The organism is Pseudomonas oryzihabitans NBRC 102199 (assembly GCF_000730625.1).
Lineage (GTDB): Bacteria > Pseudomonadota > Gammaproteobacteria > Pseudomonadales > Pseudomonadaceae > Chryseomonas > Chryseomonas oryzihabitans.
The window spans coordinates 52956-68804 of the sequence record NZ_BBIT01000024.1 but is presented as its reverse complement, the minus strand read 5'-3'; the positions used below and the strand labels follow the sequence as shown (position 1 = coordinate 68804).

14 protein-coding genes are annotated in these 15849 nt (G+C 64.8%); 2 read left to right on the top strand and 12 right to left on the bottom strand.

Features of this window, described 5'->3' with window-relative positions:
• Nucleotides 1-9: 9 nt before the first annotated feature.
• Nucleotides 10-579 carry a glycerol-3-phosphate 1-O-acyltransferase PlsY gene (gene plsY, locus POR01S_RS21870; RefSeq protein WP_042138336.1) on the bottom strand — a complete coding sequence of 190 codons (570 nt, stop codon included), beginning with the start codon at nucleotides 577-579 and terminating at the stop codon, nucleotides 10-12.
• Nucleotides 580-689: 110 nt separating this feature from the next.
• Here plsY and folB point away from each other — a divergent pair, with 110 nt between their 5' ends.
• Together folB and folK are read left to right on the top strand one after the other, a co-directional pair.
• Nucleotides 690-1043, top strand: a complete 354-nt coding sequence (folB, locus tag POR01S_RS21865; protein WP_027600726.1) for a dihydroneopterin aldolase — start codon at nucleotides 690-692, stop codon at nucleotides 1041-1043.
• Nucleotides 1040-1573 carry a 2-amino-4-hydroxy-6-hydroxymethyldihydropteridine diphosphokinase gene (folK, locus tag POR01S_RS21860; RefSeq protein ID WP_042138334.1) on the top strand — a complete coding sequence of 178 codons (534 nt, stop codon included), beginning with the start codon at nucleotides 1040-1042 and terminating at the stop codon, nucleotides 1571-1573. Before folB ends, folK begins: the two co-directional genes overlap by 4 nt.
• Before the next feature lie 243 nt (nucleotides 1574-1816).
• Here the strand turns inward: folK and POR01S_RS21855 are convergent, their stop codons facing one another.
• The 11 genes from POR01S_RS21855 to POR01S_RS21805 all read right to left on the bottom strand — a co-directional run bounded on the left by POR01S_RS21855 (nucleotide 1817) and on the right by POR01S_RS21805 (nucleotide 15763).
• A complete protein-coding gene (locus tag POR01S_RS21855) occupies nucleotides 1817-2944 on the bottom strand; it encodes a multifunctional CCA addition/repair protein (RefSeq protein WP_042138332.1) in 1128 nt (375 codons plus the stop codon).
• A gap of 52 nt (nucleotides 2945-2996) precedes the next feature.
• Nucleotides 2997-4538 (bottom strand): SpoVR family protein, encoded by a 1542-nt coding sequence (locus POR01S_RS21850; RefSeq protein ID WP_042138330.1) that lies wholly within the window; start codon nucleotides 4536-4538, stop codon nucleotides 2997-2999.
• Nucleotides 4535-5806, bottom strand: coding sequence for a YeaH/YhbH family protein (locus tag POR01S_RS21845; protein ID WP_042138328.1), 1272 nt, complete (start codon nucleotides 5804-5806; stop codon nucleotides 4535-4537). Before POR01S_RS21845 ends, POR01S_RS21850 begins: the two co-directional genes overlap by 4 nt.
• Nucleotides 5807-5882: 76 nt before the next feature.
• Complete coding sequence (locus POR01S_RS21840) at nucleotides 5883-7805, bottom strand: PrkA family serine protein kinase (RefSeq protein ID WP_007159742.1); 1923 nt, start codon at nucleotides 7803-7805, stop codon at nucleotides 5883-5885.
• A 377-nt stretch (nucleotides 7806-8182) separates the two neighbouring features.
• The gene (gene glpE, locus POR01S_RS21835) at nucleotides 8183-8509 is read right to left on the bottom strand and encodes a thiosulfate sulfurtransferase GlpE (RefSeq protein WP_027597514.1); all 327 of its coding nucleotides are present in this window, start codon (nucleotides 8507-8509) and stop codon (nucleotides 8183-8185) included.
• Nucleotides 8506-9327: a symmetrical bis(5'-nucleosyl)-tetraphosphatase gene (locus POR01S_RS21830; protein WP_042138326.1), complete on the bottom strand. Its 822-nt coding sequence runs from the start codon at nucleotides 9325-9327 to the stop codon at nucleotides 8506-8508. The genes glpE and POR01S_RS21830 overlap by 4 nt, the downstream gene beginning before the upstream one ends.
• A gap of 8 nt (nucleotides 9328-9335) precedes the next feature.
• Nucleotides 9336-9722: a Co2+/Mg2+ efflux facilitator ApaG/CorD gene (apaG, locus tag POR01S_RS21825; protein ID WP_042138324.1), complete on the bottom strand. Its 387-nt coding sequence runs from the start codon at nucleotides 9720-9722 to the stop codon at nucleotides 9336-9338.
• 34 nt (nucleotides 9723-9756) lie between these two features.
• Nucleotides 9757-10548: a 16S rRNA (adenine(1518)-N(6)/adenine(1519)-N(6))-dimethyltransferase RsmA gene (gene rsmA, locus POR01S_RS21820; RefSeq protein ID WP_042138321.1), complete on the bottom strand. Its 792-nt coding sequence runs from the start codon at nucleotides 10546-10548 to the stop codon at nucleotides 9757-9759.
• A gap of 88 nt (nucleotides 10549-10636) precedes the next feature.
• A complete protein-coding gene (gene pdxA / locus POR01S_RS21815; RefSeq protein WP_027597517.1) occupies nucleotides 10637-11632 on the bottom strand; it encodes a 4-hydroxythreonine-4-phosphate dehydrogenase PdxA in 996 nt (331 codons plus the stop codon).
• Nucleotides 11633-11682: 50 nt separating this feature from the next.
• Entirely contained in the window at nucleotides 11683-12978 is a 1296-nt protein-coding gene (locus POR01S_RS21810; protein WP_027597518.1) for a peptidylprolyl isomerase, read from the bottom strand.
• Nucleotides 12959-15763 carry an LPS-assembly protein LptD gene (locus POR01S_RS21805; protein WP_027597519.1) on the bottom strand — a complete coding sequence of 935 codons (2805 nt, stop codon included), beginning with the start codon at nucleotides 15761-15763 and terminating at the stop codon, nucleotides 12959-12961. Before POR01S_RS21805 ends, POR01S_RS21810 begins: the two co-directional genes overlap by 20 nt.
• Between the last annotated feature and the right edge of the window lie 86 nt (nucleotides 15764-15849).

Genomic DNA, 15849 nt, shown 5'->3' with positions numbered 1-15849 from the left:
GCGCCAGGGTCAAAAATGACGCTCGGTCCCCTGGCGCAGGGCGCGCAGGTTGTGGCGGTGGCGAATCAGGATGAGCAGGGCGAGCAGCAGCATCGGCGCCAGCAGGTCCGGACGTTGCCAGGCGAACAGCGGCAGGATGCCGAGCACCGCGATTAGGGACGCCAGGGAAGCGATCCTCAGGCTGGCGAATACCGCGGCCCAGAGCACCAGCCCTAGCAGCGCCGCTGGCGGATAAAGGCCGAGCAGCAGCCCGGCCGCCGTGGCGACGCCCTTGCCACCGCGGAAATGGAAGTACAGCGGATAGAGATGGCCGACCACGGCGGCAAGCCCGATCCAGGCCTGCTGCAGGGGTGCAAGCCCCAGTTGCTGGGCGATCAGTACGGGGATCAGGCTCTTGCTCAGGTCGCCGGCGAGGGTCAGCAGGGCCAGCTTGCGTCCGGCTAGGCGCAGCATGTTGCTGGCGCCGGGATTGCCGGAGCCGTCGTGACGCGGGTCGCGGGTGCCGAACAGGCGACTGAGCAGCACGGCGAAGGACAGCGAGCCCAGCAGATAGGCCAGCAGGAGCAGCAGCCAGAACATGGTAGGGTTCCGCGCCAGGAGAAGGCTCGATTCTACCGACAGCCCGCCGCCCGACGATAGGCCGGCGGTGACGATCACACAGAGCACGACAAAGGTGCGAGGCAAAGGCAGTGGACAAGGTTTTCATCGAGGGACTCGAGGTCGACACCGTGATAGGGGTGTACGACTGGGAGCGTGACATCCGCCAGTGCCTGCGCATCGATCTCACCATGGGCTGGGACATCCGCGCGGCGGCGGCGAACGACGAACTCGAGCACACCCTGAACTACGCGGCAGTGGCCGAGCGCATCACCGCCTTCGCCCACGAGACCACCTTCGAATTGGTCGAGACCTTCGCCGAGCGCCTGGCCGCCCTGCTGCAGGCGGAATTCAAGCTGCCCTGGCTGCGCCTGCGCATCACCAAGCCCGGCGCGGTGCCGACCGCTCGTGGCGTGGGCGTGGAGATCGAGCGGGGGCAGGCGTGACCCGGGTCTATCTGGGGCTGGGCAGCAACATCCAGCGCGAGCAGCACCTGGGCATGGCCCTGGACGAACTCGCCGAGCTGCTGACCGATCTGCACTGCTCGCCAGTGTTCGAAAGCGAGGCAGTAGGCATCCGCAGTGCGCCCTTCTTCAATCTCGTCGTAGCCGGCGACACCGACCTCGATCCCGCCACCTTGAGTCAGAGACTCAAGGCCATCGAAACCCGCAGCGGGCGCTATGCACCGGATCGCCAGGGTCTGCCACTGGACATCGACATCCTGCTGCACGGCGACCTGACCGGCGAGTTCGCCGGCCTGACCCTGCCGCGCGCCGAGATCCTGCGCAACGCCTTCGTGCTCTGGCCACTGGCCCTGCTGGCCGGCGAACGACGGCATCCGGACAACGGTAGGCGCTTTGACGAGCTGTGGCAGGAGATGTGTGGCCAGACCACCCAGGTGCTGCGGCCGGTAGCGTTCCGCTGGAAGGGTATGGAACTGACGCCAGACGCGTTGCTGGGCGCCGATCGAGTGTAGCGCGACGGTCGTTGGGCTTCGCTGCGCTCAACCCAACCTGCGGGAACTCTTCTCCCTCTCCCTTTGGGAGAGGGCTGGGGTGAGGGCACGCCTCGCGAAGGCTCCCCAGTGGAAAAGGCTGCGCCGTTTTCCACGCTACGGCTCTAGCACAGGCTTCGCTTCGCTCGGACAACCCCCTCTCCCTCAGGGAGAGGGTTGGGGTGAGGGTCGCTGGGGAAGAGCTGCGCTGTGCTCAGCGCCAACCTACGAAAGCTGCGCCAGGGCCTCGATGCGGGCTTGCTTGAGGGCCTCGCCCAGGGCGGCACCCTTGAAGCCCTGGGCGACCAGCGGCTGGACCGCGACCCCGCGCACTACCTCGGCCGCCTGACGCAGCAGCGCCAGCGGTGGCTCGCCCTCGGCGGGCCTGACCGCTGCGGCACAGGCGCAGGCCTGGAGGAACTCCTCGAAGCGCGCCGGGCGGCGCAGCACGTCGAAGCCCTGCAGCAGCTCGAACCAGGCCTCCGGGGTCAGCTGTCGGGCCTGCAGCGCCGTGGGCCAGTGGCGCGCCAGCAGCAAGGCCAGCTCGGCGGGATCGCGTGGCACCTTGAGGCGGGCGTTGAGGGCGGCGTGCTGCTCTTCCGGTACGTCCAGCAGCAGGCAGGCCCAGCGCACGTTCAGCGAGGCCTGGACCTCGGCGCTCTGGCGCAGGATGGCATAGACCCGGGCACCCGGCTCGGGCTGCTCGCCGGCGAAGCTGGCAGTCACCTCCGGCAGCAGCGCGGCCAGGGCGCCGCAGTTGTGCAGCACCCGAATGAAGACATCGGGTCGCTCTTCGAGCAGGGCGCGGGAGATTTCCTTCCACAGCCGTTCGGCGGTCAGGGCATCCAGCTCGCCACTGGCGACCATGTCCTGCATCAGCAGCAGCGTCTCGGGCGCCACCTGGAAACCCAGGCTGCAATAGCGGGCGGCGAAGCGGGCGACCCGCAGCACGCGCAGCGGATCTTCGGCGAAGGCGGGAGAGACGTGGCGCAACAGGCGCGCCTGGAGATCCGCGCGCCCGCCATAGGGATCTATGACCTGGCCGTGGTCGTCTTCGGCCATGGCGTTAACGGTCAGGTCACGGCGGATCAGATCCTGCTCCAGGGTGACATCGGGCGCGGCGTGAAAGGTGAAACCGCCATAGCCACGCCCGCTCTTGCGTTCGGTGCGGGCCAGGGCGTATTCCTCGCCGGTCTGGGGATGCAGGAACACCGGGAAGTCGGCGCCCACCGGGCGATAGCCCTGGGCAGCGAGGGCTTCGGCGGTGGCACCCACCACGACCCAGTCGACCTCCGTTACCGGGCGACCGAGCAGGCGATCCCGTACGGCACCGCCCACCTTGTAGATTTGCATAGAAAAAGACCTCCTTGCGGAGGTCTAGGATAGCCCGAAAGATCGGCTCGACTCAGATCGGCGAAGCCAGATCCAGACGCCGGTCGTGATCGCGGCTCTCGTGGCGGGGTGGAACCTGGAAGCTCTGGGCCACGTCGTCGCCCCTCATGCTTTCCAGGCGGATATCGAAACCCCAGAGTCGGTGCAGGTGCTTGAGCACCTCGTCGGTGGAGTTGCCCAGCGGCTTGCGGTCATGCTGGAAGTGGCGAAGGGTGAGCGAACGATCGCCACGCCGGTCCACGTTCCAGATCTGCACATTGGGCTCGCGATTGCCCAGGTTGTACTGAGCGGCGAGTTGCTCGCGGATCAGCCGATAACCGCCGTCGTCGTGGATGGCCGCCACCTCCAGTTCGTCGCGCTGGTCGTCATCGAGGATGCTGAACAGCTTGAGGTCGCGGATCACCTTGGGCGAGAGATACTGCAGGATGAAGCTCTCGTCCTTGAAGCTCTTCATGGCGAAGGTGACGGTGGCCAGCCAGTCGCTGCCGGCGATCTCAGGGAACCAGCGGCGGTCTTCGTCCGTCGGGTCCTCGCAGATGCGGCGGATGTCGCGGAACATGGCGAAGCCCAGGGTGTAGGGGTTGATGCCGCTGTAGTAGGGGCTGTCGAAGCCCGGCTGGTAGATCACCCCGGCGTGGGATTGCAGGAATTCGAACATGAAGCCTTCGGTGACCAGACCCTCGTCGTAGAGATCGTTGAGCAGGGTGTAGTGCCAGAAGGTGGCCCAGCCCTCGTTCATCACCTGGGTCTGGCGCTGGGGATAGAAGTACTGGGCGATCTTGCGCACGATGCGGATCACTTCGCGCTGCCAGGGCTCCAGCAGCGGCGCGTGCTTTTCCACGAAATAGAGGATGTTTTCCTGAGGTTCGCTGGGGAAGCGCGCCCCTTCGTCGTGGGCTTCCTTGCCGGCCATCTTGGGAATGGTCCGCCAGAGGTCGTTGACCTGACGCTGCAGCTGCTCTTCGCGCTCCTTCTGCCGCTGGCGTTCCTCGGCGGCGGAAATGGGATAGGGCCGCTTGTAGCGGTCCACCCCGTAGTTCATCAGCGCATGGCAGGAATCGAGCAGTTCTTCCACGGCATCGATGCCATGGCGTTCCTCGCACTGGGTGATGTACTGCTTGGCGAACACCAGGTAGTCGATGATTGAGCTGGCATCGGTCCAGGTGCGGAACAGGTAGTTGCCCTTGAAGAAGCTGTTGTGGCCGTAGCAGGCGTGGGCGATCACCAGTGCCTGCATGGTCATGGTGTTCTCTTCCATGAGGTAGGCGATGCAGGGATCGGAATTGATCACGATCTCGTAGGCCAGCCCCATCTGGCCGCGGCTGTAGTGCTTCTCGGTATAGAGGAAGTGCTTGCCATAGGACCAATGGTTGTAGCCGATGGGCATGCCGACGGAAGCGTAGGCGTCCATCATCTGCTCGGCGGTGATCACCTCGATCTGGTTGGGATAGGTGTCCAGCGCATAGCGCTTGGCGATCCGGGCGATCTCCCGGTCATAGGTCTGGATCAGCTCGAAGGTCCATTCCGAGCCGGTGGAGATGGGCTCACGTTTCATGACACGAGTCTCCGCTGGAACAGTTCGCGGAACACGGGATAGATATCCCCCGCCGAGACGATCTGCTGCTGCGAGAAGGAATCCGGGAAGCTGCCCCGGACGTTCTCGTATTCGTACCACAGCGCCTGGTGCTCGCGCGGGGTGATCTCTACATAGGTGTAGTACTGCATGAACGGCAGGATCTGCTTGGTCAGGATCTCCCGGCAGATGGGCGAGTCGTCGTTCCAGTTGTCGCCGTCGGAGGCCTGGGCGGCATAGAGATTCCATTCGTTGACCGGATAGCGCGCGGCCATGACTTCCTGCATCAGCTTGAGGGCGCTGGAGACGATGGTGCCGCCGGTTTCGCGGGAGTAGAAGAACTCTTCCTCGTCCACTTCCTTGGCACTGGTGTGGTGGCGGATGAACACCACCTCGATACGCTCGTAGTTTCTCTTGAGAAAGAGGTAGAGCAGGATGTAGAAGCGCTTGGCGATGTCCTTGGTCGCCTGGGTCATGGAGCCGGAGACGTCCATCAGGCAGAACATCACCGCCTTGGAGCTGGGGCTGGGCTGCTTGGAGAGCAGGTTGTACTTGAGGTCGAAGGTGTCGAGGAAGGGCACCTTGTCGATACGCGCGCGCAGCCGTTCGATCTCGGCTTCCAGCGCCTGGATGTCACCGAGGTTGTCGGGCTCTTCCACCCGCAGCCGCGCCAGTTCGGCCTTGGCTTCGCGCAGCTTGTTGCGGCTGCCGCCGGAGAGGGCGATGCGCCGGGCATGGGAGGCACGCAGGGTGCGGATGATGTTGATGCGGGCGGGGTTGCCCTCGTTGCTGATGCCGGCGCGGACCGTCTTGAAGGTGTCGGTGCCGGTCAGCTGCTTCTTGACCAGGTTGGGCAGCTCCAGATCCTCGAACATGAAGTCGAGGAATTCGTCCTGGGTGATCTGGAAGGCGAATTCGTCCATGCCTTCGCCGCTGTTGCTGGCCTTGCCCTGGCCCTGACCACCGCCGCCGCCCTGGGGGCGCGGGATGCGTTCGCCGCTGATGAATTCCTTGTTGCCCGGGTGGACGATGGTCTGGCGTCCGCCCTTGCCCTGGTACAGCGCGGGTTCGTCGATGTCGCGGGCAGGAATGCTGATCTGCTCGCCGTGCTCCATGTCGGTGATGGAGCGCCGACTCACGGCTTCCTCGACCGCCTTCTTGATGTGCTCACGATAACGCCGCAGGAAACGCGTGCGGTTCACCGTGCTCTTGTTCTTGCCGTTTAGACGCCGGTCGATGACATAACTCATACAGGCCCTCCGGGCTATTGCAGGACGCCACGACGACGCGGCAGGCGCGTCGTCGCGGGTTCAGCCTCAGGCTGCCTTACTGCGACTTGCGCACCCGTGAATACCACTCGGACAGCAGTCGCACCTGCTTCTCGGTGTACCCGCGCTGGACCATGCGGGTCACGAAGTCGCTGTGCTTCTGCTGGTCTTCCTTGCTGGCCTTGGCATTGAAGCTGATGACCGGCAGCAACTCCTCGGTGTTGGAGAACATCTTCTTCTCGATCACCGCACGCAGCTTCTCGTAGGACAGCCAGCTCGGATTCTTGCCGTTATTGTTGGCACGGGCGCGCAACACGAAGTTGACGATCTCGTTGCGGAAATCCTTCGGATTGCTGATGCCGGCCGGTTTCTCGATCTTTTCCAGTTCCTCGTTGAGGGAGGCGCGATTGAGGATCTCGCCGGTTTCCGGATCGCGGTATTCCTGGTCCTGGATCCAGAAGTCGGCATAGAGCACATAGCGGTCGAAGATGTTCTGGCCGTATTCGCTGTAGGACTCGAGGTAGGCGGTCTGGATCTCCTTGCCGATGAATTCCACGTAGCGCGGCGCCAGGTATTCCTTGATGAATCTCATGTAGCGCTCGCGGGTCTCGGCCGGGAATTGCTCGGCTTCGATCTGCTGCTCCAGCACATAGAGCAGGTGCACCGGGTTGGCCGCGATCTCGTTGGCGTCGAAGTTGAACACCCGCGAGAGGATCTTGAAGGCGAAGCGGGTCGAGAGGCCGTTCATGCCCTCGTCGACGCCGGCGCTGTCGCGGTATTCCTGGATCGACTTGGCCTTGGGATCGGTGTCCTTGAGATTCTCGCCGTCATAGACGCGCATCTTCGAATAGATGTTGGAGTTTTCCGGTTCCTTGAGGCGCGAGAGCACCGAGAACTGGGCCAGCATCTTCAGGGTATCCGGCGCGCAATGGGCGCTGGCCAGGGAGCTGTTGACCAAGAGCTTGTCGTAGATGTGGATCTCGTCGGAGACGCGCAGGCAGTAGGGCACCTTGACGATGTAGATCCGGTCGATGAAGGCCTCGTTGTTCTTGTTGTTGCGGAAGGTGTGCCACTCGGATTCGTTGGAGTGGGCCAGGATGATGCCGCTGTAGGGCAGGGCGCCGAGGCCTTCGGTGCTGTTGTAGTTGCCTTCCTGGGTCGCGGTCAGCAAAGGGTGCAGGACCTTGATCGGGGCCTTGAACATCTCCACGAATTCCATCAGGCCCTGGTTAGCCCGGCACAGGGCGCCGGAATAGCTGTAGGCGTCCGCATCGTTCTGCGGGTATTCCTCCAGCTTGCGGATGTCCACCTTGCCTACCAGCGCGGAGATGTCCTGGTTGTTCTCGTCGCCCGGTTCGGTCTTGGCGATGGCGATCTGGTTGAGGATGGAGGGGTAGAGCTTGACCACCCGGAACTTGCTGATGTCGCCGCCGAATTCCTGCAGGCGCTTGGCCGCCCAGGGCGACATGATGCTGCGCAGGTAATGACGGGGGATGCCGTAGTCCTCTTCGAGGATCTGGCCGTCTTCGTCGGGATTGAACAGCCCGAGGGGCGATTCGAATACCGGCGAGCCCTTGATGGCGTAGAAGGGGATCTTCTCGATCAGGTGCTTGAGTTTCTCCGCGAGGGACGACTTGCCGCCGCCCACCGGGCCGAGCAGATAGAGGATCTGCTTCTTCTCTTCCAATCCCTGCGCCGCATGGCGGAAGTAGGACACGATCTGCTCGATGCAGTCTTCCATGCCATGGAAGTCGGCAAAGGCCGGATAGCGGCGGATGACCTTGTTGGAAAAGATGCGCGACAGGCGTGAATCACTGGTGGTGTCCACCAGTTCGGGTTCGCCGATGGCCATGAGCATGCGCTCGGCGGCACTGGCAAAGGCGGTACGATCCTTCTTGCAGATCTCAAGGTATTCCTGAAGGGAATACTCTTCCTGGCGAGTCGCTTCAAAACGCCCCTGGAAGTGACTGAAAATGCTCATGACGTCTCCTCGCTGGATACCCTGGACCAGCTTGGAATCGATGCCTGGAGCCTTGCCTTGCTGCCGGTGGGGAGCGGTCATGCCGGGCGACGAAAGATAACGTCTCTAATACCTTCGCGGTCGTCTTGCCTAATCGATCCTTACACGCCTGCAGAATAGGGTTGGGTTTCGAGAGACGCACGAAGGAGACCGATGGAAACGGTCCCCCTGGAATTCCCCCGAATCTCCAGTGGTTACACCGATGGTCCAAAGCCGGTTATCGAGCCCGCCGTTTCCGGAGGGCCTGATTCCAGAATAGTCCTATCTGCGAGATGTGGAAGAGCCAATTCGGTTTATTCTTGTAACGACAGCGTCAATCGGCTGTGCTAGAGGCCCGCTCAGGCCTGGCCGCTGGCGGTCTCGTCGGGATAGCGGGTGCGCCAGTTTTCGAAGCCGCCGTCGACGCTGTAGACCTGGCTGAAGCCCTGGCCGGCCAGGAAGGCGGCCGCACTCTGGCTGGAGTGACCGTGGTAGCAGAACACCAGCAGCGGCGCGTCCAGATCGGCGGCGGCGATGAAGTCGTGGATGTTCTGGTTGTCGAGCCGCTGCGCCCCGGCGACGTGCAGGGAGGCGTAGCTGTGCGGATCGCGGATGTCGACGATCTGGGCGCCCTGGCTGCGCAGCTCCAGGGCCCGCTCGGGGGAGATACAGGTGAATTCGCTCATTTCTTCTCCTTGCAACTACAGAGATGACGGCGGTTGCCGTCGACGTCGAGCAGGGTCATGTCGCCGCCCCAGACGCAGCCGCTGTCGAGGGCCTCGACATTGGGCGCCGCGCAGCGACCCTTGAGCGCGGCCCAGTGGCCGAACAGGATGCGCACGTTGCGGGTCAGCCGGTGCTCATGGCTGAACCAGGGGGCGAAGCCGGCCGGTGCGCTGTCCAGGCCTTCCTTGCTCTTGAATTCCAGACGACCTTCGGCGCTGCAGAATCTCATGCGCGTCAGGTAGTTGGTGATCAGGCGCAGGCGTTCCTGGCCTTGGAGATCATCTTGCCAGAGCGCCGGCTCGTTGCCATACATCTGCTCGAGAAAGGGCACATGGGCCTGGTCATCGCGCAGCACGGCTTCGACTTCGCCGGCCAGACTCAGCGCCTGACCCAGCGTCCACTGCGGTGGCAGCCCAGCGTGGACCAGCACATAATTGCGCTCCGCATCGTGCTGGATCAGCGGCAGATGGCGCAGCCAAAGCAGCAATTCGTCGCGATCGGGGGCGGCGAGGATGTCGCTCAGGGTGTCCTGTTTCTTCAGCCGGGCGCCGCCCAGGGCCACCGCCAGCAGGTGCAGGTCGTGGTTGCCCAGGACGCTGACCAGCGAATCGCGCATCGCGTACAGGTATCTCAGGGTTTCCAGGGACTGAGGTCCGCGGTTGACCAGATCCCCTACCAGCCAGAGGCGGTCCTGCGCGGGATCGAAGCGGACCTCGTCGAGGAGGCATTTGAGCGGGTCGAGGCAACCTTGCAGATCGCCAACGGCGTACAGCGTCATCGGGACTCCTAGTGCAGCGAGCCGGGTACGGCCAGGCGGAAGGTGGGGATGGCGGCTTCGAAGAGATGGCCATCGCTGGCGACCATCTGGTAGCTGCCCCTCATGCTGCCGACCTGGGTCGGCATCAGGGTGCCGCTGGAGTAGCTGTGGGTTGCGCCTGGGGCGATTAGCGGCTGCTCGCCCACCACGCCCGGCCCGCGCACTTCCTGCGCCTCGCCGTTGCCATCGGTGATGATCCAATGACGGCTGAGCAGCTGCGCCGGCAACTGGCCGTCGTTGCGGATGCTCACGTCGTAGGCGAAGGCGTAGCGCTCCTGGCTGGCACTGGATTGCTCGGGCAGGTAGCGGGTGGTGACCTGCACGGTGATGAGATAGCGCGGATCGGGCTCGGTCACGGGAGAATTCTCTGCGGAGGCGGGTGGAAAGGCTTCAGCTGGACGCCAGCTGGTTGGCCAGGCGCACATAGGCGGCCAGGTCCAGCTGCTCGGGGCGCAGCCCCGGATCGACGTCGGCGGCCTCGATGGCGGCGCTGTCCAGGGTACCCTTGAGGGTGTTCCTGAGGGTCTTGCGGCGCTGGCCGAAGGCCTCGCGGACGACGCGCTCCAGCATGACCGGATCGCGGGCCACATGGGGCCGCTCGGTATGGGGCACCAGGCGCACGATGGCCGAATCCACCTTGGGCGGCGGATTGAAGGCGCCCGGGCCGACATTGAACAGGTGCTCCACGCGGCAGTGGTATTGCACCATGATCGACAACCGACCCCAGTCGCCATTGCCCGGCACCGCGGCCAGGCGTTCCACCACTTCCTTCTGCAGCATGAAGTGCATGTCGGCGATGATGTCGGCGAAGCTGAGCAGGTGGAAGATCAGCGGCGTGGAGATGTTGTAGGGCAGATTGCCCACCACCCGCAGTCGATCGCCGGCGGCGATGCTGGAGAGGTCGTATTTCATGGCGTCACCCTGGTGCAGGGTGAACAGCGGATTGAGGCCGAACTTGAGTCGGAGCAGGGGAATCAGGTCCTGATCCAGCTCGATGACGTCGAGCCGGGCACCGCTGCCGAGCAGGCCCTCGGTCAGGGCGCCCTGGCCCGGACCGATTTCCAGCAGGCGCTCGCCGGGTCGCCCGTGGATGGCGCGCAGGATGCGATGGATCACCCCGGCGTCGTGCAGGAAATTCTGGCCGAACCTCTTGCGGGCGCGGTGTTGGTAGAGCTCGGTCATCAGGTGCTCCGGCGCAGGCAGCGGGCCTGCGATTTCAAGACGGCAAAGACCCACCAGTTTAGCAGACCCTTGGCCGTCACCGGAGCGCTCAGGTCACCGAACGGCGATGGGCCGCCATGCTGTAGGCGGTCTCCAGGGCCACCTTCAGACTGCCGGTGTCGATGCGTCCGCTGCCGGCCAGATCGAGGGCGGTGCCATGGTCGACCGAGGTGCGGATGATCGGCAGGCCCAGGGTCACGTTGACCGCCGCGCCGAAACCCTTGTGCTTGAGCACCGGCAGGCCCTGGTCGTGGTACATGGCCAGGACGGCATCGCAGTGCTCGAGGTGCTTGGGGGTGAAGAGGGTGTCGGCGGGCAGCGGTCCGACGAGATCAAGGCCTTCGGCGCGCAGGCTGTCCAGCGCCGGCTCGATGATCTCGATCTCTTCCCGGCCCAGATGACCGCCCTCGCCGGCATGGGGATTGAGACCGCAGACCAGGATGCGCGGCCGGGCCACGCCGAAATAGCGCTGCAGATCGCCATGCAGGATGCGGGTCACGTCCAGCAGCGTCTGGTGGTCGATGGCATCGGCCACTTCGCGCAGCGGCAGGTGGGTGGTGACCAGGGCCACTCTCAGGCCGGCGGTCGCCAGCAGCATCACCACCTGCGGGGTGTGGGTCAGTTCGGCGAGGAATTCGGTATGGCCGGAAAAGGCCACGCCCCCGTCGTTGATCACGCCCTTGTGCACGGGCGCGGTGATCATGCCGGCGAAGGTGCCGTCGAGGCAGCCCTGGCCGGCGCGCGTCAGGGTGTCCAGGACATAGGCGGCGTTGGCGGTGTCGAGCTGGCCGGTCACCACCGGCGCACCCAGCGGGGTGTCCCAGACATAGAGGGCACCGGCGGGTGCCGGGCGGTCGGGCCAGGCCGCGGGGGCGACCTTGATGAGCTCGATGGCGAGTCCCAGTTCGAGCGCGCGGGCGGCCAGGAGGTCGCGGCTGGCGATGGCGATCAGGGCGTGGGGCTGGGCCACGCGGGCCAGCAGCAGACAAAGGTCGGGACCGATACCGGCGGGCTCACCGGGGGTCAGGGCGAAGCGCAGGGCCATGGCGGGCTCCGGAAACAAGAAGGCCGCAGGGGGTGCCTGCGGCCTCGGGGTTACTGCTTGATCTCGACGTAGGCTTCGTCGCGGATCTGCCGCAACCAGGTCTGCAGCTCCTGGTCGTACTTGCGGCTACGCAGGAGATTCAACGCCTGCTGCTCGCGGGCCTGCTGGGTATTGTCGGTGGCCCGACGACCCAGGACTTCCAGGATGTGCCAGCCGAAGGCGGTGCGGAACGGCTGCGACAGCTGGTTGACCGGCGAGTTGTTCATGACCTCGCGGAATTCCGGGACCAGGGATTCCGGATTGATCCAGCCCAGGTCGCCGCCATTGAGCGCCGAGCCCGGATCTTCCGAGAAGCTCTTGGCCAGGGTGGCGAAGCTCTCGCCGTTCTGGATGCGCTCGCGCAGGCGCGCGGCCAGACGCTGGGTCTCGGCATCGCTGCGCACGGCATTGGGCTTGAGCAGGATGTGCCGGACGTGCACCTCGTCGACGATGCTGGCCTCGCCTCCGCGCTTCTCTTCCACCTTGAGGATCACGAAGCCGCCAGGTACGCGCACGGGCTGGGTGATGCCACCGACGCCGACACTGCCGATCAGGCGGTCGAAGGGCGGGGGCAGTTGGGCAGCCTTGCGCCAGCCGATCTCGCCGCCGTCGAGGGCGTTGTCCCCGGCCGAGCGGGCGATGGCCAGCTGGTTGAAGTCGGCGCCCTGACGCAGCTGGTTGTAGGTGTCCTGGGCCTGGCGCGCGGCGGCGTCGAGACCGGCATTGCCGGCGTTGTCGGCCACCGGGATCAGGATGTTGGCCAGCCGGTATTCTTCGGACAGCTGCAGCTTGCCCAGGTCCGAGGCGAGGAAGTTCTGCACCTCCTGCTGGGTGACCTGCACGCGCTGACCGACCTGGCGCTGGCGCACCCGGCTGATCATCATCTCGCGACGGACCTGCTCGCGCGCGGCATCGTAGGAGAGACCGTCGCGGGCCAGGGCCTGACGGAATTCGGCCACGCTCAGGCCATTGCGCTGGGCGATGGTGGCGACGGCCTGATTGAGTTCCTCGTCGGAGATCTTCACGCCCATGCGGCCGGCCAGCTGCATCTGGATGTCTTCCAGGATCAGCCGCTCGAGCACCTGCTGGCGCAATTCGCTTTCCGGCGGCGCCGCGGCGCCGCGGCGGGTGATGTTCTGCTTGACCTCGTTGAGTCGCTGATCGAGCTGGCTCTGCATGACCACGTCGTTGTCGACGATGGCCACGACCTTGTCCAGCGGTACCACGGCAGCCTGAGCCAGGGGGGTGAGGGCGAGCGCCGCGCCCAGGGCGAGCGGGCGCAGGGCGTTACATAGCTTGGTCTTCACGTTCACGATAGCCTTGAATGCCTCTGTCCAGGAAGCCTTCGGTCTTGCCGCCGAAGACGTTGCCGAGTCCCTTGAGCACGATCTGCAGGAAGATCCCGCGATCGGCTTCGGAGCTCTGGGCGGTGTAGAAGACGTCGTCTTCGCTCTTGAGCCAGTAGCGGCTGATCAGGCGCAGCTTCCAGCAGCAGTTGTCGTACTCGAAGCCACCGAAGGCTTCCAGGGTACGGCTCTTGTTGTAGTCGAACTGCCAGCGGGCGATGGCGGACCACTGGGGCACGATCGGCCAGATGAAGGAGATGTCGTGCTGGTCGACCTTGTAGTCGTCGCTGTTGTAGGTGAAGCGGCCGAAGTTCGGATCGAACACCCGGACGTTGTCACGATAGCGATAGCCGACGTTGAGGATCTTGCCCGGCTCGGCTTCCGGCTGGTAGTGGAACATGACGCTGCCGGAGTCGGTCTGGTGCAGGGTCGGATCCCAGTTGAACTCGCCGTTCACGCGCCAGTCGCGGTTGAAGCGATACATGCCAGCCAGGGCATAGGGCGAACGCGAGGTGGTGGCCTGGGGATTGTCGATGTTCTGACCCAGGCTGCGGGCATAGGCCAGGTCGTCCTTGGTCAGGCCGGGCAGCTGGACATCGCGGTCACGGAAGTAGAACAGCTGGCCGAAGCTGACGTTGGCGCGCTCGAAGCCGTTGGGCTCGATGAAGCGGCTGGTGGCACCCAGGGCCAGCTGGTTGGCGTCGCCGATGCGGTCGCGACCGGTGAAGCGGTTGTCGCGCCACAGCGAGCTGTAGCTGAAGGTGTATTCGCCGGTATCGAACACTGGCAGATCGTCTTGGTCGCGATAGGGTACATAGAGGTACTTGGCGCGGGGTTCCAGGGTCTGCTTGCCGCCTTCGCCGAACAGATTCGAGGTGCGGTCGAAGTAGAGGCCGCTGTCGAGACTGAAGATCGGCACCGAACGGGTCGGGCTGTCGTTGAAGCTGGTCACGCTGGAACCGGCCGAGGCGCGACGACCACCGCCGACCAGCGGCGAATTCAGGTCGTTCTGACCGGTGCTGTCCAGGTCGAGGTCGTAGCGCGTGTAGGCATAGCGCACCGACGGCGTCAGGAAGCCCCAGGACGCGGTCATCGGGCGGGCGATGCCCGGCTCGACATGGTAGCGATTGCCTTCGGCGCGGGTCAGGCCGAAGAGATTGACGTCCGGGCGGTTGCGCACGTTGGTGCGATTGCCGTTGTCGTCCAGGTCGAAGTAGGTGTTGTCGTCGAAGCTGCGGGTGAAGCGCACCGCCTCGGTGTCGTAGGTGAAGTCCAGGCCGCCCGGGTTGTAGGGCAGGGCGCCGGTCAGGGTCAGCTGCGGCAGGCGGTTGTAGGGCGTCACGTCGGAGACCGTGGCCAGCTGGTAGGCCTGGGCGTTGAGGCCGGCGACAAAGGTGTCGCCACGGTAGGTCAGGCGGCCCTGCTGGTTGACGTAGGTCGGCTTGTTGATGCCGAGGTCGGTGTCCAGGTCCTGGAAGTAGTAGGGATCGCTGATGCGGGTGTAGTCGACCTCGGCCATCAGGCGCGAATCCAGGCCGCTGCGGTTCTTCCAGCCGTACAGCCAGCGGTTGTCGGTGGCTTCCGGTTCGCCCTCGTGCTCCGGATCGGTGTCCTTGAGGTAGGAACCGTAGACCTCGCCTTCGCTGCTGCGGGTCAGGTAGCGGAAGTCACCCTCGGTCTGCAGGCCATGCTTGGCCATGTAGCGCGGATAGAGGGTGGCGTCATAGTTGGGCGCCAGGTTGAAGTAGTAGGGCGTGGTGATCGCGAAGCCGGTGTCGCTGGAGGTGCTGATCGAGGGCGCCAGGAAACCGGACTGCCGACGGTCGTCGATCGGGAAGTAGATGAAGGGCGTATAGAGGACCGGAATGTCCTTGACCCGCAGCGTCGCGTTGGTCGCATAACCCAGGCCGGTGGCCGGGTTCAGGGTCACGGTGTTGCCCTTGACCTGCCAGGCGTTGCTGCCCGGTTCGCAGGTGGTGTAGGTGCCATCCTTGAGGCGGATGATGGCGTCGTCGCCACGCTTGGCATAGAGCGCGCTGCCGCGGGCGCGGCTCTGGTGCATGACGAATTCGGCGTTGTCGACCTGGACCTGGCCGTTGTCCAGCTGCAGATCGGCCTTGTCGCCGACCATCAGCAGGCCATTGTCGCGGAATTTGACGTTGCCCTTGAGCTCGCCGCGATTCTCCAGCTGGTGCAGGTTGGCTTCCTGGGATTCCACCTGCATGCCGCCCTGCCGCAGTACCACGTCGCCGGCCAGGGTGGCGACCTGCTGCTCCTGCTCGTAGCGCGAGGCCTTGGCCGAGACGTAGGTCGGGGCCTTGGACGTCGGGGTGTCGTCGTACATGCCCGGGCGCTGCGGCTCGACATAGGCGCCACTGCAGTAGGGGCCGGTCTCGGCCAGCTGGGCCGGGGTCAGCTGATCGCGCGGGACCCAGTCCAGGTGGCTGTAGTCGGCGCTGCGGGACTTGAGGGCACGACCCTTGCTCTCGGTCACCAGCACGGCATCGTCGCCCTTGCGTGCGGCCGGCTCGGCGGCGACGCCCTGGGTCTCGCCCTTGCTGGGACGGGGCGGGATGGCCGCGGTCGGTGCCTGGGTGTTGCACGACCAGCCACCACCGGCGCCGGCACTGCAGCTGAACTGCTCGGCGGGTGCGGCGATAAGGGCGGTGACGGGCTGCATGGCGAGCAGGCTGCCGGTTACCAAGAGGGGGAATTTTCTGCGAAACGCGGGGGTTTTCACGGCCATCCTTAAAGTCGTCCTGCACGCCGGCCATTAAGGGGCCGCGGCCTCTCGATGGGCTCAAAAAGATAGCGGATAATAAAACATGACCT